This window comes from Klebsiella sp. R445, assembly GCF_051131755.1.
In the GTDB taxonomy this organism is placed as follows: domain Bacteria; phylum Pseudomonadota; class Gammaproteobacteria; order Enterobacterales; family Enterobacteriaceae; genus Klebsiella; species Klebsiella lignicola.
This window is the reverse complement of record NZ_CP180446.1, coordinates 1,894,968-1,911,947: the sequence shown is the minus strand read 5'-3', so window position 1 is coordinate 1,911,947 and position 16,980 is coordinate 1,894,968. Positions and strand designations below refer to the sequence as shown.

At 57.0% G+C, this 16,980-nt stretch carries 17 protein-coding genes; 6 read left to right on the top strand and 11 right to left on the bottom strand.

Going from position 1 to position 16,980, the window contains the following annotated elements; all coding sequences use genetic code 11:
- Positions 1 to 45 precede the first annotated feature (45 nt).
- The 3 genes from ACMYSN_RS08900 to ACMYSN_RS08890 form a co-directional block, all read right to left on the bottom strand.
- A complete protein-coding gene (locus ACMYSN_RS08900; protein WP_462498230.1) occupies positions 46 to 1,065 on the bottom strand; it encodes a nucleoside hydrolase in 1,020 nt (339 codons plus the stop codon).
- Entirely contained in the window at positions 1,040 to 2,071 is a 1,032-nt protein-coding gene (locus tag ACMYSN_RS08895; protein ID WP_462497746.1) for a LacI family DNA-binding transcriptional regulator, read from the bottom strand. The genes ACMYSN_RS08900 and ACMYSN_RS08895 overlap by 26 nt, the downstream gene beginning before the upstream one ends.
- 106 nt (positions 2,072 to 2,177) lie before the next feature.
- The gene (locus ACMYSN_RS08890; protein ID WP_462497745.1) at positions 2,178 to 3,572 is read right to left on the bottom strand and encodes an MFS transporter; all 1,395 of its coding nucleotides are present in this window, start codon (positions 3,570 to 3,572) and stop codon (positions 2,178 to 2,180) included.
- Positions 3,573 to 3,864: 292 nt separating this feature from the next.
- Between ACMYSN_RS08890 and cueR the strand changes: the two genes are divergently transcribed.
- On the top strand, positions 3,865 to 4,275 hold the full coding sequence (gene cueR, locus ACMYSN_RS08885; RefSeq protein WP_462497744.1) for a Cu(I)-responsive transcriptional regulator: 411 nt from the start codon (positions 3,865 to 3,867) through the stop codon (positions 4,273 to 4,275).
- On the opposite strand, the gene ACMYSN_RS08880 is transcribed toward cueR, so the two are convergent.
- A complete protein-coding gene (locus ACMYSN_RS08880) occupies positions 4,272 to 4,736 on the bottom strand; it encodes an NfeD family protein (protein WP_462497743.1) in 465 nt (154 codons plus the stop codon). The two genes, cueR and ACMYSN_RS08880, sit on opposite strands and share 4 nt — an antisense overlap.
- Positions 4,733 to 5,650 carry an SPFH domain-containing protein gene (locus ACMYSN_RS08875; RefSeq protein ID WP_462497742.1) on the bottom strand — a complete coding sequence of 306 codons (918 nt, stop codon included), beginning with the start codon at positions 5,648 to 5,650 and terminating at the stop codon, positions 4,733 to 4,735. The genes ACMYSN_RS08880 and ACMYSN_RS08875 overlap by 4 nt, the downstream gene beginning before the upstream one ends.
- A 138-nt stretch (positions 5,651 to 5,788) precedes the next feature.
- Between ACMYSN_RS08875 and fetA the strand changes: the two genes are divergently transcribed.
- Together fetA and fetB are read left to right on the top strand one after the other, a co-directional pair.
- Entirely contained in the window at positions 5,789 to 6,466 is a 678-nt protein-coding gene (gene fetA, locus ACMYSN_RS08870) for an iron ABC transporter ATP-binding protein FetA (RefSeq protein WP_462497741.1), read from the top strand.
- Positions 6,453 to 7,235, top strand: coding sequence for an ABC transporter permease (fetB, locus tag ACMYSN_RS08865; RefSeq protein ID WP_462497740.1), 783 nt, complete (start codon positions 6,453 to 6,455; stop codon positions 7,233 to 7,235). Before fetA ends, fetB begins: the two co-directional genes overlap by 14 nt.
- 106 nt (positions 7,236 to 7,341) lie before the next feature.
- Here the strand turns inward: fetB and ACMYSN_RS08860 are convergent, their stop codons facing one another.
- From ACMYSN_RS08860 to tesA, 3 genes are read right to left on the bottom strand one after another with little or no spacing between them, the layout of a single operon-like run.
- Positions 7,342 to 8,196: a tetratricopeptide repeat protein gene (locus tag ACMYSN_RS08860; protein ID WP_462497739.1), complete on the bottom strand. Its 855-nt coding sequence runs from the start codon at positions 8,194 to 8,196 to the stop codon at positions 7,342 to 7,344.
- A gap of 58 nt (positions 8,197 to 8,254) precedes the next feature.
- Positions 8,255 to 9,064, bottom strand: coding sequence for an SDR family oxidoreductase (locus ACMYSN_RS08855; RefSeq protein WP_462497738.1), 810 nt, complete (start codon positions 9,062 to 9,064; stop codon positions 8,255 to 8,257).
- Complete coding sequence (gene tesA / locus ACMYSN_RS08850; protein WP_187043054.1) at positions 9,054 to 9,677, bottom strand: multifunctional acyl-CoA thioesterase I/protease I/lysophospholipase L1; 624 nt, start codon at positions 9,675 to 9,677, stop codon at positions 9,054 to 9,056. Before tesA ends, ACMYSN_RS08855 begins: the two co-directional genes overlap by 11 nt.
- Between tesA and ybbA the strand changes: the two genes are divergently transcribed.
- The 3 genes from ybbA to ACMYSN_RS08835 all read left to right on the top strand — a co-directional run bounded on the left by ybbA (position 9,648) and on the right by ACMYSN_RS08835 (position 14,072).
- Positions 9,648 to 10,334 carry a putative ABC transporter ATP-binding protein YbbA gene (gene ybbA / locus ACMYSN_RS08845; RefSeq protein WP_123755766.1) on the top strand — a complete coding sequence of 229 codons (687 nt, stop codon included), beginning with the start codon at positions 9,648 to 9,650 and terminating at the stop codon, positions 10,332 to 10,334. The two genes, tesA and ybbA, sit on opposite strands and share 30 nt — an antisense overlap.
- Positions 10,331 to 12,745, top strand: coding sequence for an ABC transporter permease (ybbP, locus tag ACMYSN_RS08840; protein WP_462497737.1), 2,415 nt, complete (start codon positions 10,331 to 10,333; stop codon positions 12,743 to 12,745). Before ybbA ends, ybbP begins: the two co-directional genes overlap by 4 nt.
- Before the next feature lie 181 nt (positions 12,746 to 12,926).
- Positions 12,927 to 14,072 carry a porin gene (locus ACMYSN_RS08835; RefSeq protein ID WP_462497736.1) on the top strand — a complete coding sequence of 382 codons (1,146 nt, stop codon included), beginning with the start codon at positions 12,927 to 12,929 and terminating at the stop codon, positions 14,070 to 14,072.
- Between the two features lie 51 nt (positions 14,073 to 14,123).
- Here ACMYSN_RS08835 and mnmH read toward each other — a convergent pair whose 3' ends face one another.
- The 3 genes from mnmH to purE all read right to left on the bottom strand — a co-directional run bounded on the left by mnmH (position 14,124) and on the right by purE (position 16,944).
- Positions 14,124 to 15,200 carry a tRNA 2-selenouridine(34) synthase MnmH gene (gene mnmH / locus ACMYSN_RS08830; RefSeq protein WP_462497735.1) on the bottom strand — a complete coding sequence of 359 codons (1,077 nt, stop codon included), beginning with the start codon at positions 15,198 to 15,200 and terminating at the stop codon, positions 14,124 to 14,126.
- Positions 15,201 to 15,361: 161 nt separating this feature from the next.
- Positions 15,362 to 16,438: a 5-(carboxyamino)imidazole ribonucleotide synthase gene (purK, locus tag ACMYSN_RS08825; protein ID WP_154143529.1), complete on the bottom strand. Its 1,077-nt coding sequence runs from the start codon at positions 16,436 to 16,438 to the stop codon at positions 15,362 to 15,364.
- Positions 16,435 to 16,944: a 5-(carboxyamino)imidazole ribonucleotide mutase gene (gene purE, locus ACMYSN_RS08820; RefSeq protein ID WP_462497734.1), complete on the bottom strand. Its 510-nt coding sequence runs from the start codon at positions 16,942 to 16,944 to the stop codon at positions 16,435 to 16,437. The genes purK and purE overlap by 4 nt, the downstream gene beginning before the upstream one ends.
- Positions 16,945 to 16,980 lie beyond the last annotated feature (36 nt).

Sequence of the window (16,980 nt, the reverse complement as noted above, 5' to 3'; positions counted from 1 at the left end):
CCTGTCCGCGAAGCGCATGACATTCCTCTGGCCAGTGCCGGAATGCTAGGTGTTGTAACGGTGAATATAGTGTTCGAGCAGCGCCAGAAGATGGTTGTTATCGATACTTTCGAGAATGCGTATTGTCGTGCCTTGCGGCTCGGGGATACCTACATCCAGGCGCAGACCATCACGCCCATAGCGGCAGGTCATACCGCGAGTGATGCCTTCCAGAGAGACATCGAGGTAATCTTCTGTCGTCGTCGCCATTGTCGGATCAAGTAACCAGGCAACGGTTAAAACATCATGGATCCAACAACCGGGCAGGTTCCGGGTTTGCATTGAGTAGGTGATCCACGGGCGAATGGTCTGGGCCAGGTAGCGGCTAAGTACGTTTTTTACCGCTGTCAGACGGTCCAGATCGCTATGAAGCATTTGTGTTTTCGTGGTGACATCCATCGGCACCAGTGTGACAGGTGCACCGCTGGTGAGGACGCAGTGTGCCGCCTCAGGATCCAAACCAAAATTTGTGTCCTTTATATAGCCCGTAACGTTGAACACCCCTCCCATGATCACGATGTTTTTAACCTTATGAACGATTTCGGGATAGAGTTGCAGCGCCATTGCCACATTAGTGAGTGGCCCGGTGGCAATCAGTGTTATCTCACCGGGATAATTGTAGATTAGCTCGCCAATGGCTTGAGGCGCCAGAGGCCGCACGGCTTGGCACGTTGGTGGCGCGGGGACGTCTGACCATAGCTGGCGTAAGCCAGAGCGATCCACACCATGGTCGAGTTTTTCGCGCCAGGGGTGCGGGTCTTCTCTAAGGGCTCGGGCGGCGCCGCGGTAGACCGAAACGGAGATATCTAACTGTTTGACGAGGTCTCTGGCGACGGCGTAGCCGGTTTCTACCGGTGTATTACCTGCCACAATGGTGATCATTTCCAGAGTAATTTGCGGTGCGGCAATCGCCAGCGCCAGTGCCAGACCGTCATCGATATTGGCGCCCGGAACACCGTTTCCCGGGTCGCAGTCGATAATCACGCGCATGGATTCATTTTCAACTTGTCTCAGGTTGTACTTCATTTCCCTGGCAGCCACACGACTCTCCCACTTGTAAATAAAACTCAAATTCAACTCGGCGAACCTTGCCATCCCAATTTTTCAGCATGTTGACCGCCGCCCGAGCCATTTTGTCGACGGGCTGGCGGACGGCTGTTAAAGAAGGGACGTTGTAAGCCGATTCTTGTGTTGCATTAAAACAGACCAGCGCTACATCTTGGGGAACACGCAGCCCATGCTCTGCCAGCGCGCGTAAGCAGCCGAGTGCCTGCTGCTCATTAGTGGCGAACAATGCACGCGGAGGATTACCCTGCAACATACGCTTTGTCGCTTCATAGCCTCCAGCCCGCGTATAGTTGGTCGAAAAAATCCAGGCCGGAGTGACTGCGAGCGACGATTCTTCCAGCGCTAACTGCCATCCCCGAATACGATCCTGGGTGTTGAGCATTTCACGCGGGCCGCAGATAATGCCGATATCGCGGTAGCCGTGATCGATAAGATGTTTCGTCACCTGCCAGGCCGCCAGCTGTTCATCCACCTGAATAACGCTGACGTTTAATCCAGCATCGACGCGATCTAACATTACGCAGGGTGTGCCGCTTTGCTCAATCAACTCAATATACGGATGCCGGTCAACGCTGGTATAAATCAGACCGTCGACCTGGCGATTGAGCATATTGTTGATCAGTTCACGCTCACGCCCACTGTTGTCGCCAGCATCCCCCAGCAGGAGAACTTTTCCGTCAGCAAACGCTTCGCGCTGCAGGGCGTGCGCCATGGAGGCAATAAATGGGTTTGAGATGTCCGGAGCCACAAGCCCATAGGTTTGCGTGCTCCCCGAAGCCAGAGCGCGGGCGATACCATTGGGTCGGTAACCGGTTTTCTTAATCGCCTGCAATACGCGCTGTCGGGTTGCTTCAGCGACGGGACGTGGGCCGTTATTAATAACGTAACTCACGACAGCGACAGATGTTCCCGCCTCTTTTGCGACATCGGAACGTGTTACGCGTTGTGAATGTGATTGGGTCACGAGGCACCTACCTGGTTGAGTTCAGAGCATTCTCTTTTCCGCACAGCATAAGGTGTTGTAACCCAAAAATCTTCGGTAAAGAGCGCACACCCACCGTTCTCTGCGCTCAAATTGCGTCCTCGGGTAAATTGAGATCCCGTCCGCGCGTCTCTGGGGCGAAAAAGGTGGTCACCAGACCAATGGTGGCCATCAATGAGAAGTAGACTGCAATAGGCCACCAGTGCCCGTAGAACGAGAGTAGCGCCGAGGCCACCAGCGGCGCGGTACCGCCCGACATAATCGAGCCCAACTCTTTGGCGAAGGCCATTTTGGTATAGCGGTTAGTTACGCCAAAAAGCTCAACGCCCCAGGCCGCCTGGACACCGAAAATACCCAACGAAGCGAGTCCCATACCGGTAATTATGGTGGGGATAACAATCCACGGCTCACGGGAGTCGAGGAGCATAAAGGCCGGAAATGCGTAAAGGATCAGTAATAAACAAAACCAACGATAGATGATGCGTCTGCCGAAGCGATCGGAAAGCCAACCCGCCAACGGAATAATGGCGAACCCCAGAATAGACGCGATAAATACCGCCACCGTTGGGACCGATTTATCAACCATCAGAACCTTTGCGACATAGCCAATGATAAAGCCCTGAGCGAGGTAGGAAGGGCCATTTTCGCCGATGCGTAAGCCGACCATCGTCCAGAACGCACGGGTACGCCGCCAGAAGCTACGAGTGTCGTGCTGTTTCATTTCCTGGCCGAGGAGCAGCGATTTTTCACGTTCAGCTCTGAGAAGCTCTTTTTGGCGTTCAAAGACCGGCGTTTCACGCATATGGCGGCGAATGAACAGCGCCGTCGCGGCGATGAGAATGCTACAGAGGAAAGGAATGCGCCATCCCCAACTGAGCAAAGCATCTTTGTCCATCTGTAATACGATGAGCCAGACCAGAGAAGCCAGTAAGGTGCCGCTGTTGGAACCGAGAGCAATAATGGAAGAGACCAGCCCGCGGCGCTTCACGGGGGCGTATTCACCAAGCATCACGGTGCCGCCAGAAAGTTCTGCTCCGGCCCCTAACCCTTGAGAGAATCGCAGAATAACCAGGCATGCTGGTGCCCATACGCCAATTTGCGCATAACTGGGAATTAAGCCGATTAACATAGTTGATAATCCCATCAAGCCGATGGTGATCACCATGACAATTTTACGACCGTGCCGGTCGCCTATCCAGCCAAACAGAAGCGCGCCGATAGGACGAGCAATAAAACCAACGGAATAAGCGGCAAAGCTGGAGAGAAGCGCCATGACAGGGGTGGCCTGTGGGAAAAATACATCGCCAAAGATAATGCCAGCGGCAAGTCCGTAGAGGGCAAAATCGGCATATTCCATTGTCGTGCCTAACCAGCAGGAAAATGTCGCTCGCCAGAATTCCTGGCGCCCTTCGGGTGTTTCCAGACGCTCTTGGGCAGCCTGCTGGCTGTCAGTCAGGGGAACAGAGGATGAATGTGTGTTCATAAGAACTCCTTGAAGTAAGCTGTCGACAAAAGTCACAGGTTTAACTTTTTGCATTCTACTCGCGTAGATATTGTATTTTTCTCATAAATTAATAATTCTACCCGCGTAGAATTAAAAGATAAAAGAGTCAGAATTGCGAAAACGATCACTTATAACAAGCGATTGTTACAAAAAATGATGCTCCGGATGCGCTACTCAGAAAGGAGGCGGTTTTCTGAGACGTTGCGTGGTGGGCGATAAAGGGAAGTGGGGTATAATGATGCTCTGTAGGCTGCCAACTGGTGGAGGACATGTGAATATCAGCGATGTGGCAAAAAAAACCGGCTTAACCAGTAAAGCGATCCGCTTTTATGAAGAGAAGGGGCTGGTCACGCCGCCGCTGCGCAGCGATAACGGCTATCGTAGCTACAACCAGCGGCATCTGGATGAACTGACCTTACTGCGCCAGGCACGGCAGGTTGGGTTTAATCTTGAGGAGTGTCGTGAACTGATCTTTCTGTTTAACGATCCGTCGCGGCATAGTGCCGACGTCAAACGACGGACGCTGGAGAAAGTAGCCGATATCGAGCGGCACATCAGCGAATTGCAAAGTATGCGCAGCCACCTGCTGGCGCTGGCGGAATCCTGCCCCGGCGATGACAGCGCGGATTGCCCGATTATTGACAATCTTTCCGGCTGCTGCCATCGCAAGGCTCAGGCTTAGCCGCGAGGCGTCACGGCGCGGATCCGCAGCGTAATCCCTTCGACGGCCAGCACCTCAATGCGGCTGCCGGCGACAAGGTCTTCATCGGCGATCACTGGCCATGAGCTGTCGCCGATGCGAACATGACCGCGACCGTTCACCAAAGCATTCTCCAGCATAAAGGTGCGGCCAATCAGCTGATTTCCTCGCTGATTGAGCTGCGCGTCGGCAGGTTTCTGTCGCGCCACCTGCCTGCGCAGCCAGTGCGACCACAGCCAGGCTGCCAGCATCGTCAGGGTGGCAAACAGCGTCCCTTGCCACTCCCAGCCGAAAGGTAACATCCAGGTCAACAAACCGGTGATCACGCCAGCGACGCCGCTCCACAGCAGATAGCCGTTGCCACCCAGCATTTCCGCCGCCAGCAGCAGCCCGCCGAGGCTCAGCCAGAACAGATGCGGGTGGGCAATAATGAGCGCAATCATGATTTTTTCCGTTCGCCGGACCCTTCTTTGATCAGTTCACTGATCCCGGCAATTGAACCCATCAGGCTGCTGGCATCAAGCGGCATCATCACCACTTTGCTGTTATTGGCGGAACCAATTTTCTGCAGCGCATCGGTATATTTCTGGGCAACGAAGTAGTTAATGGCCTGAATATCCCCGGAGGCAATCGCTGATGAGACCATCTGCGTCGCGCGGGCTTCCGCTTCGGCGGAACGTTCGCGGGCCTCGGCCTGCAAGAAGGCCGACTGGCGTTCACCTTCCGCCTTGAGGATCTGCGACTGCTTTTCCCCTTCGGCTTTGAGGATTTCTGCCTGGCGTATCCCTTCGGCTTCAAGAATGTAGGCACGTTTAGTTCGCTCGGCCTTCATCTGGGCGTTCATCGAGGAGATAAGCTCCGCCGGTGGGCGCACGTCGCGAATTTCGACGCGGGTAATCTTCACGCCCCACGGGTTGGTGGCTTCATCGACAATATGCAGCAGGCGGGTGTTGATGCTGTCGCGCTGGGAGAGCATTTCGTCGAGCTCCATCGAACCGAGGACCGTACGAATGTTGGTCATCGCCAGGTTGATGATGGCGAGCTGCAAATTACTGACCTCATAGGCCGCTTTTGGCGCGTCAATAACCTGAATAAAACAGACGGCATCGATAGTGACGTTAGCGTTATCGCGGGAAATGACCTCCTGCGAGGGAATATCCAGCACCTGTTCCATCATATTAATTTTACGGCCGATGCGGTCCATAAACGGCACCACCAGACTCAAGCCTGGCTGTAGCGTCATGGTATAGCGGCCGAAACGCTCGACGGTCCACTGGTAGCCCTGCGGGACAATTTTTACACCGGCGCTCACAATAACCAGTGCGACAAAAATGAGGACTGGGATAAAAATCAGCATCAAAAACCTCCTGTTTTATAGCCTGATGATGCGCCGGGAAAAAAGCGCATGTTTAAACTGAGTATATCTTTCTCCTCATCCTGGTGAAAGAAAAGTGGAGTAAACTACCTGAGTTTTGCAAACTTAAGTGGATCAATCATGACGGACAATAACGCTATTTTGCGTCTTGAAAACGTGGGTTTTCGCAGCGATGAGACGATCATCCTGAATAATATCAATCTCCAGCTTCGGGCGGGTGAATTTACGCTGATCACCGGACCTTCCGGCTGTGGAAAAAGTACGTTGCTAAAAATTATCGCGTCGTTACTTAGCCCAACGTCGGGACACCTTTTTTTTAAGGACCGGGATATTACGACGCTCTCCCCGGAAACTTACCGCCAGCAGGTCTCTTATTGCGCTCAGACCCCGGCGCTGTTTGGCGACTCGGTGTATGACAATCTGATATTCCCCTGGCAGATCCGTCAGCAACAGCCAGACCCTGCAGCGCTGATCGCTGATTTACAGCGCTTCGATCTGGCGGCGAATACGCTGGAGAAATCGATCCACGAGCTTTCCGGCGGTGAAAAACAGCGCGTGTCGTTAATCCGTAATCTGCAGTTTCTACCGCAGATTTTACTGCTGGATGAGGTGACCAGCGCGCTGGATGAAAACAATAAAAGCAACGTCAACGATATTATTCATGGTTATGTGAAGGAAAAAAATATGGCGGTGCTGTGGGTCACCCACGATAGCAATGAAATTGCCCATGCTGATGAAGTGATAACCTTGCAGCCGGCGGCGGGTAATGTTCAGGAGGTGAGCCATGAACGGGCATAATATTACCAATGAGTCGCTGGCGCTTTCGATGGTTCTGGTGCTGATCGCTATTATCGTGAGCTATCGGGAAAAGCTGGCGCTGGAAAAAGATATTATCTGGAGCGTGTGCCGGGCGGTGGTCCAGCTGATTATTGTCGGCTACGTTCTGAAATATATTTTTAATGTTAACCACGTACTGCTGACGTTGTTAATGGTGCTGTTTATTTGCTTTAACGCGGCGTGGAATGCGCAAAAGCGCAGCAAATATATTGATAAGGCCTTTATATCGTCATTTATTGCGATTACCACCGGCGCCGGGCTGACGCTGGCGGTGCTGGTCTTTTCGGGGTCGATTACGTTTGTGCCGATGCAGGTGATCCCCATCGCCGGCATGGTGGCCGGCAACGCGATGGTGGCGGTTGGGCTGTGTTACAACAATATGGGCCAGCGCTTTAGCAGCGAGCAGCAGCAAATTCAGGAGAAGCTCAGTCTTGGTGCCACGCCGAAAATGGCGGCGGCAGGGCTAATTCGCGACAGCATTCGCGCCTCGTTGATACCGACGATAGATTCGGCCAAAACGGTTGGGCTGGTGAGTTTGCCCGGCATGATGTCAGGGTTGATTTTTGCCGGGATCGACCCGGTGAAGGCGATTAAATATCAGATTATGGTGACGTTTATGCTGCTGTCGACCGCCAGTCTGTCGACGATTATCGCCGGGTATCTGACCTACCGGAAGTTCTTCAACGCTCGCCATCAGCTGATGGTGACGCAGTTGAAAAAAAGCGCATAAGTTGCTGCCCCGGAGGCGGTGCTGCGCACCTGTCCGGGCTACAGGGTAAGATCCGTAGCCCGGTCAGGTGCGCAGCGCCGCCGGAGAGAAGTGCGGGGCGTGACGGTTAGTACAGCAGGGAATAGAGCTGACGGCGGTACTTCGCAGCTAACGCATCGCCGGTACCCAGCGCGGCAAGGATCTCCTGCAGCATTTTACGAACCTGGCCGTCACCGGCGTCCAAATCTTTCTGCAGATGGCTGAACAGCAGCGCCAGCGCTTCGTCGTTACGACCGACCTGATGCAGCTGCAGTGCCAGCTGGGCCGCCAGGGACGCATCATCGGGATTCTGTTCAACCAGCTGTTGCAGCTGCTGAATTTCCGGGGTGTCTGCGGCCTGTTTCAGCAGTTCAATCTGTGCGACCAGCCCCTGGAAACGGGTGTCCTGATCCTGCATCGGCACGGTTTTCAGTACCGCTTCGGCTTCGTCAGAACGCTGTAGCTCGATCAGCGTTTCCGCCAGCAGCAGGCCAATCTGGCTATCCTGATTTGACAGCTGCCACGCGTCTTTCAACAGCGGCAGCGCTTCCAGATATTTCTCTTCCTGCATCAGCGCCAGCGCCTGCTGGGCTTTGAGTTCTTCTTCACGCGGCAGGACTTTATCCAGCAGCGCGCGAATGGCCGATTCCGGCTGCGGGCCTTCGAAGCCGTCAACCGGCTGGCCGTTCTGGAACAGGTAAACCGTCGGGATGGAGCGCAGGCCAAACTGTGAGGCGAGCATCTGCTCGGCGTCGCAGTCCACCTTCGCCAGGGTAAACTGACCGTTATATTGCGCGGCCAGTCCTTCCAGAACCGGCGTCAGCTGCTCGCAGTGCTGGCTGCGTGCTGACCAGAAATAAAACAGTACTGGCGCAGTCGTGGATTGTTCCAGCGTCTGGTGCAGGTTAGCTTCGGTAATATTGATAACATTCTGTACTGACATGAGCGCATCTCTTTAGTCGATTTTGGGTATACATGGGGGCGGCAGCCGGAGCTTCAACTCAGCCCTGAATAATTTTGTCCATCATCCGCGTGGGCAGCAGACGCTTAAGCAGCGTCACCGCGTGGGTCACCATGGTGACCGGGTAGCGCAATTTTGGTCTCTCGCTGGTGAAAGCATGGCGCACTTTTTCCACTACCGCTTCCGGGCCGAGGGTAAAGCGTGCGGCGATACCCGGATTTTCCACCGGCTTGTCGCGTTGGGTCTGGTTAACGTTAGTGGTAAAACGGGTGCTGATGGGACCAGGCTCTATCAGGCTGACCTTAATGCCGCTGTAGCGCAGCTCCATGCGCAGCGCATCGGACCAGGCTTCCAGCGCATATTTGCTGGCCGCGTAGGCGCCGCGACCGGGGCTGGAGATGATCCCCATCACCGAGGAGGTCATGACAATGCGCCCCTCGCCGTGTGGTTCCATGGTCGGCAGCAGCAGCATCGTCAGCTGATGGGCGCCAAAAAAGTTGGCGGAAAACTGCGCTTCCATCTGCTGACGGCTGATGGTGGCGAGCGGGCCATACACCCCGTATCCGGCGTTGTTAAACAGGCCGTACAGGCGGTTGTTGGTCAGGGTGATGACCTCTCCGGCGGCGCGCTCCACGCTCTGGGGATCGTCGAGGTCCAGCAGCACACCGGTCAGCCCGAGGGTCTGCATGCGCGCCACGTCCTCCGCTTTGCGGCAGGCGGCCAGCACGTTAAAGCCCTGACGTTTTAAATCGAGCGCACTTTCAAGACCAATACCGCTGGAACAGCCGGTAACTAAAACCGATTTTTGCATAACTTTACCTGCAAGCGACGCCTGAGGATCAGGAGTCATGATTAACTAAGGGAGCCAACCGGGTTGCCATCCAGTCGGCAATAAAAGGCTGGGCATCACGATTAGGGTGGATCCCGTCATCCTGCATCCATTGTGGTTTCAGATAGACCTCCTCCATAAAAAAGGGCAGCAGAGGAATATCAAACTCTTTGGCCAGGGCCGGATAGATAGCGCCAAAGGCTTCATTATACCGACGGCCATAGTTCGCGGGCAGGCGAATTTGCATCAGAAGCGGCCGGGCGTTGGCGGCTTTGATATCCTGGATAACGGTACGCAAAGTTTGCTCGGTTTGCTGCGGCGGGAAACCGCGCAATCCGTCGTTGCCGCCCAGTTCGACCAGCACCCAGCGTGGTTGATGCTGTTTGAGCAGCGCGGGCAGTCTTGCCAGCCCTTGCTGCGACGTGTCGCCGCTGATGCTGGCGTTGATCACCGGCGTTTTGTCCTGCCACTTGTCATTGAGTAACGCAGGCCATGCGGCCGTGGCCGCCATCCGATAGCCTGCGCTAAGACTATCGCCAAGCACTAATAGCTTCTCTGCCGCCGTGGCGCGGCAGACAAAAAAAATCAAAAACAGGAAAGGCAAATGCCAGCGGAAAACATACTTGAAGTTCATCATCTTAAGAAGTCCGTCGGTCAGGGAGAGCATCAGCTTTCCATCCTTACCGGAGTTGAGCTGGTTGTCAAACCGGCGCAGACCATCGCTCTGATCGGCGAGTCGGGTTCCGGTAAATCGACGCTGCTGGCCATTCTTGCCGGGCTGGACGACGGCAGCAGTGGCGAAGTCTCCTTGCTGGGGCAGCCGCTGCATACTATGGATGAAGAGGCGAGGGCGCGCCTGCGCGCGAAGCATGTCGGCTTTGTCTTCCAATCGTTTATGCTGATCCCAACCCTTAACGCCCTCGAAAACGTCGAACTGCCGGCACTGCTGCGCGGTGAGACCGATAACCAGAGCCGGGGCAGTGCCCAGGCGTTGCTGGAGCAGTTGGGACTGGGCAAACGCCTTCACCATCTTCCGGCGCAGCTCTCCGGCGGCGAGCAGCAGCGGGTCGCCCTGGCCCGTGCCTTTAACGGTCGTCCGGCCCTGCTGTTTGCCGATGAACCGACCGGGAACCTTGACCGACACACCGGCGACAAAATTGCCGATCTGCTGTTTTCCCTCAATCGCGAACACGGCACCACGCTTATCCTGGTGACCCACGATCCGCTGCTGGCGGCCCGCTGCGATCGACGCTTGCGACTGGTGGATGGCCAGTTACAGGAGGAAGCATGATTGCCCGCTGGTTCTGGCGCGAATGGCGCTCGCCCTCGCTGCTGATCGTCTGGCTGGCGTTAAGCCTGGCGGTGGCCTGCGTGTTGGCGCTGGGGTCGATCAGCGATCGGATGGAAAAGGGGCTCAGCCAGCAAAGCAGGGAATTTATGGCCGGGGACCGCACGCTACGCAGTTCACGTGAAGTGCCCGCCGCATGGATTGATGAGGCGCGTCGGCTCGGCCTGACCGTCGGCGAGCAGCTCAATTTCGCCACCATGACCTTTGCCGGCAACACGCCGCAACTGGCAGATGTGAAGGCGGTGGACGATACCTATCCGCTTTACGGCAAACTGGATACCCAGCCGGCGGGCCTGAAACCGCAGGCTGGCAGCGTGCTGCTGGCGCCGCGTCTGATGGCGCTGCTGAATCTCAAAACCGGCGATACCATCGATGTGGGTGACGCTACGCTGCAGATTGTCGGCGAGGTCATTCAGGAGCCGGATGCCGGGTTTAATCCCTTCCAGATGGCGCCCCGGCTGATGATGAATACCGCCGACGTGGCGAAAACCGGGGCCGTGCAGCCCGGCAGCCGCGTCTCGTGGCGCTATAAGTTTGCCGGGACCGCGCCGCAGCTGGCGGCTTACGAACAGTGGCTGCTGCCAAAACTGGGGCCGGAGCATCGCTGGATTGGCCTCGAACAGGATGACAGCGCCTTAGGCAAATCGCTGGAGCGCTCGCAGCAGTTTTTACTGCTATCGGCACTGCTGACGTTGCTGCTGGCGATTGCGGCGGTGGCGGTGGCCATGAGCCACTACTGTCGCAGCCGTTACGACCTGGTGGCGATCCTCAAAACCCTTGGCGCCGGGCGAGCGCAGCTGCGTAAGCTGATCGTCGGCCAGTGGCTGATGCTGCTGGCGCTGGCGGTGATTACCGGCGGTGCGTTGGGGGTAGGGCTGGAGCAAATATTGCTGGTGATGCTAAAACCGGTACTGCCGGCCGCACTGCCGCCAGCCAGCGGCTGGCCGTGGCTGTGGGCCATCGGCGCGATGGTGGTGATTTCGCTGCTGGTGGGACTGCGCCCGTATCGGCTGCTGCTGGCCACCCTGCCACTGCGGGTATTGCGCCAGGATGTGGTCGCCAACGTCTGGCCGCTGAAGCGCTATATTCCGTTGGTCTGCGTGATTGTGGTGATCCTGCTGGCGTGGTTAATGGGCGGCAGTCCGCTGCTGTGGGCGGTTCTGGCGGGGGCGGTGGTACTGGCGCTGCTGTGCGGCCTGCTGGGCTGGGGGCTGCTGTGGCTGCTGAAGCGGGTGACGCTGAAGGCGCTGCCGTTACGCCTGGCGGTGAACCGTCTGCTGCGCCAGCCGTGGTCGACCCTGAGCCAGCTGGCGGCGTTCTCGCTGTCGTTTATGTTATTAGCGCTGCTGCTGGTGCTGCGCGGCGATCTGCTGGATCGCTGGCAGCAGCAGCTGCCGCCGGAAAGCCCTAACTACTTCCTGATTAATATCGCACCGGAGCAGGTCGACCCGGTGAAAACGTTCCTTGCCGGGCATCATGTGACGGCCACCGAGTTTTATCCGATTGTACGCGCCCGCCTGACGCAGATTAACGGTCAGTCGGCAGAGGGCAATAAAGACGAAGCGCTGAACCGCGAGCTGAATCTCACCTGGCGCAGCGAGCGGCCGGACCATAACCCGCTGGTGGCCGGCACCTGGCCGCCAAAAGCCGGGGAAGTGTCGATTGAAGAGGGGCTGGCGCAGCGGCTGGGCGTGAAGCTTGGCGACAGCGTGACCTTCACCGGCGATACCCAGGATTTCAGCGCCAGGGTAACCAGCGTGCGGAAGGTGGACTGGGAGAGCCTGCGGCCAAACTTCTTCTTCATTTTCCCGCCCGCGGCGCTTGACGGTCAGCCGCAGAGCTGGCTGACCAGCTTCCGTTGGGATAACGGCACGACGCTGTTGACCCAGCTTAACCGCGAATTTCCGACAGTCAGCCTGCTGGATATTGGCGCTATTCTGCGTCAGGTAGGCCAGGTACTGACTCAGGTCAGCCGGGCGCTGGAGGTGATGGTGGTGCTGGTTACCGCCTGCGGCATTCTGTTGCTGCTGGCACAGGTACAGGTGGGCCTGCGCCAGCGCTATCAGGAGCTGGTGGTCTGGCGAACGTTGGGGGCCGGAAAAAAACTGCTGCGAACCACCTTATGGGCGGAGTTCGCGTTGCTGGGGGTGGTCTCCGGAATTGTCGCCGCCATCGGCGCAGAGGTAGCTCTGGCGATGCTGCAAACGAAGGTGTTTGATTTCCCGTGGACGCCTGACTGGCGGCTGTGGGTAATGCTCCCTCTGTGCGGGGCCCTCCTGCTCTCGCTGTGCGGCGGCTGGCTGGGCTTGCGCCTGTTAAAAGGCAAGGCGTTGTTCCGCCAGTTCAGCCACTAATTTCGTGACAGTTTGATGATGCGCCGGCAGAAATGCTGGCGCATTTTTTTTAAGGGCACAAAATGATAACTCACTGATTTTTAACAGCACTAAACATTAAAAACCCGACAACACGTCATGCCAATTCGCGGTTAATATTCAGCTTGAAACTATAAGGTTGCTTATTACTCAAGGAAAAAGCATGGCACATAAAATAAAAACGCTGGCGATAACGATCGGCGCAACACTGGCGTTAACTTCTTTTGCATCCCAGGCCGAAATTACGCTGCTGAAGCAGGACCCGCAGGCCGGCGATCCGCTGAGCCGCCTGAACTTTACCGTCGGCGGCAGTATTCGCCCGCAGTTCAACATGATGTCTGGCGACGGTGACAAGGGATCCTATAAGCGAAACGGCTTTGATGGCGGGACACGTTTTCGCTTCGCTGCTGACTACTATCTGTTTGATGATATTAGCTGGATCAGCTATTACGAGTTGGGGGTGAATATTCCGGCGCTGTTTGACTGGGATAACCACTACGCGGAAGGCGCCAATGACACCTCACGCCGTATGCTCTATACCGGGCTGAAAAGCGATACCTGGGGGACCTTAACCTACGGCCAGCAAAACAGTATTTATTACGATGTGGTCGGGGCGAAAACCGATATCTGGGATTACGACATGGTGGCCCAGGCACCGGGTAACGGGATCAACGGCGATTACGATGGCTCCTACCGTTCGCGCAATATGCTGAAGTACAAGAAAAGCGCGGGCGATGTCGATCTCTACGCCTCTTATCTGTTTGAAGATAATGAGTATCTGCCGGGAAATGGCCTGCGCTATAAACGTAAAGGCGGCGGTTCGGTGGGCGTGGATTATCACATCACCAAGGATCTGACCTGGGGTACCGCGTGGAACTACACTCGCGCCGAGATGCGTGACCCGTCAACCTCGGACAACCAAACCTATGACCAGAATATCCTTGGTACCGCGCTGAGCTGGAAACCGGATAACTGGACCTTCTCCTTCGGCGGCGGCTGGTATCAGAACTTTATGACTACCAAGAAAACTGACGTTTATGATTATTTCGCCGGGGATGCCTGGGGGATTGAGTATTTCGCCGGTTATACCATCCCGATTGGTCAGTACGCGGTGAAAACCATTCAGCCGTACTTTATGGGTGACCGCCTGGAATACGTCAACGGCCGCAACTATCAGCGCATTGATAACGGTCTGGGGATCAGCGTCCAGCTGGATTATGGCTTCCGCGTCGATTACGAACACGTCTTTACGTCCAGCACCGACAACCTGGGGGATATGAACCTGGTGCGTCTGCGCTACGACTTCTAAGTCGCCCTCTATCCCGGCTGGCGCTGCGCTCAGCCGGGATGCAGGTTCATACTAATTATCCAGCCAGGCGGCGACCTCGTGCCAGCTGCCGCGGAAGATAATGTTGCTCGCTTTTTTACTCAGCTGATAGCGATACATCGGATCGTAATACTCGTTCAGCAGCGGAACCAGCCAGGCAAAATGGGCGTCGGTGCTGGCGCTGCGTAACTGCTCCGCCAGCGCCCCGTCGAGCAGGGCGGTAAGCTGGGCAAAACGCTGCAGCCCCAGGCGGCGGCGAATGGCAAACAGACCGTGATGCAGATATTCACAGTATTCCTGCCAGCCTTGCTCCTCACCATATGCCGCCATAAAGTCACGGTGCATACGGTCAAAATACTCTTCCCGCAGGCGCTCCAGGCGGATATCAAACGGGTCTTCCACCACCGCCAGCGGCGATTGTGCCATCCGGTTACGCATACACTCCGGCAGATGGTTGGCACCAATCATATGGCCTTCGTCTTCCAGCACCCACCGACGATGCTGTTCGGCCTTTTTCAGCATCTCGACGGCCAGGTGATTTTCAAAGGTGGCCTGAGCGTACTGCTCGCGCAGGGTGCGGCCGAAGGATGAACCGCGATGATGGGCCAGGCCTTCGAGGTCGATGCCGTCGGGCCGGGAGCAAACCAACTGGGTCTTGCCGTTGCCGGTGCAGCCGCCGATCAACACGATCGGGCGCTGGACCAGCTCTTCAGTGGACTGGATCGCAGCCTGGCGCAGCGCTTTGTAGCCGCCGACAATCAGCGGGTAGTCAATCCCGGCTTCGCGTAACCACTGCTGCACGATGTGCGAGCGCTGGCCGCCGCGGGCGCAGCACAGATAGCCTTGCGGATAACGCAAGCAGGCTTCACGCCAGGCGGCGAGGCGGCTTTTCCTAATCTCGCCGTGAACCAACTGATGGCCCAGCGCCAGCGCAGCATCCGCCCCCTGACGTTTATAGCAGGTGCCGACGGCGGCGCGTTCTTCGTCGTTCATCAGCGGCAGGTTAAGCGCCGCAGGCAGCGCGCTTTGCTGGAATTCTACCGGAGCGCGGACGTCAATGAGTGGCGTATCCGCCGTGAGAATGGCGCGGTAATCCGTCCCATTTTTCATGGGTCATCCTTTTGAAGTCAAAACTGAAAGCATTTTTAAAGCAAGGAGGGGATTCTACGCGCCAGACGGCATGCCGGGGAAGGGTGAAGATCAATTCCCCGGCAAATAGCCGTTATCATCCGGGCGGCAGAGGCGTAGCCTGCATTAGCCGCCCGAACGGCTCAGGAAAGCGAGGTGAGCTGAGACTGTGCCCAGAAGATACCGCTCGCATACTCCGGTGGCAGGATCGGTTTCAGGGCTTCCAGGGTGGCGCTCAGGCGATCGGTGTCGCTGTCGGTCAGGTTCAGGTGCCCGACTTTGCGGCCCGGACGCACCTCTTTGTCGTACCAGTGCAGATGTACCAGCGGCAGCTTCAGCCAGTCGTAGTTCAGATCGGTCCCGATCAGGTTGATCATCACTGAAGGACTGTTCACTACCGGCGGCGGCAGCGGCAGGTCGGTAATGGCCCGCAGATGCAGCTCGAACTGGCTGATAGACGCGCCGTTCTGCGTCCAGTGGCCGCTGTTGTGCACGCGCGGCGCCAGCTCGTTAATCAGCAGGCCTTCGGCGGTGACAAAGCACTCCATCGCCATCACGCCCACGTAGTTCAGTTCGTTCATGATGGCGGTGAGCATGCTTTCCGCCTGGTCCTGCTGGCGGGCATTCGCCTGCGGGAAGGCCACGCTGGTGCGCAAAATGCCATCCTGATGCAGGTTGCGGGTCAGCGGGTAGAACACCGTGCTGCCATCGTGAGCGCGGGCGCCCACCAGCGACACTTCGCCAGAAAAGTTGATGCCCTGTTCAACGATGCATTCACCGTAGTTTTCGTCCGGCAGCTGCGCGATGTCGTCTGCACGCAGGCGCCATTGCCCACGTCCGTCGTAACCGCCGACGCGACGTTTTACAATCGCCAGTTCGCCAAGACGCGCAAATACCGCCGGCCATTCATTTTTATCCGCCAGCAGCTGCCACGGCGCGGTGGCGAGCCCCAGCTTATCAAACAGCTGTTTTTGCGTCAGACGGTCGGCGATGATCGGGAAGACGTCACGGTTAACAAACGCCGGATGGCGTGCCAGCTCGCGGGTCAGCGCCGTTTCCGGCCAGCGTTCGATTTCAGCGGTGATCACGCTCTGCTGAAACGGCACCGCTTCAGGGTCGGCTTCGAGGCCGACCGGCCAGACGGCGATACCCAGCGGCTCACCGGCCTGGCGCAGCATGCGCCCTAACTGACCGTTGCCGAGGATGCAAACCTGCTTCATGCCGCACCCCGCGGGTCCGGGTTTTCGAGGACTTCATCGGTCTGGGCCCGGCGCCAGGCGCTCAGGCGCTGATGCAGCTCCGCGTCGTGCTGTGCCAGAATCTGCGCGGCCAGCAGGGCGGCATTAGCAGCACCGGCTTTGCCGATAGCAAGGGTACCGACCGGGATCCCGCGCGGCATCTGAACAATAGAGTAGAGGCTGTCGACGCCGCTTAACGCCGCGCTCTGTACCGGGACGCCTAATACCGGCACCAGGGTTTTCGCCGCAATCATGCCCGGCAGATGCGCCGCGCCGCCCGCTCCGGCAATAATCACCTGATAGCCGTTGCTTTCCGCGCCTTCGGCGAAGCTGAACAGTTTATCGGGCGTCCGGTGTGCGGAGACCACTTCAACATGGTACGGAACGTTCAGGGCATCAAGGATTTCTGCGGTAAACTGCATGGTAGCCCAGTCGCTTTTGGACCCCATCACGATGGCGATACGCGCCGAATTATTGCGGGAAGACATGCGTCTTAAAACTCCTGTGGGTGTGCTTCACACTGC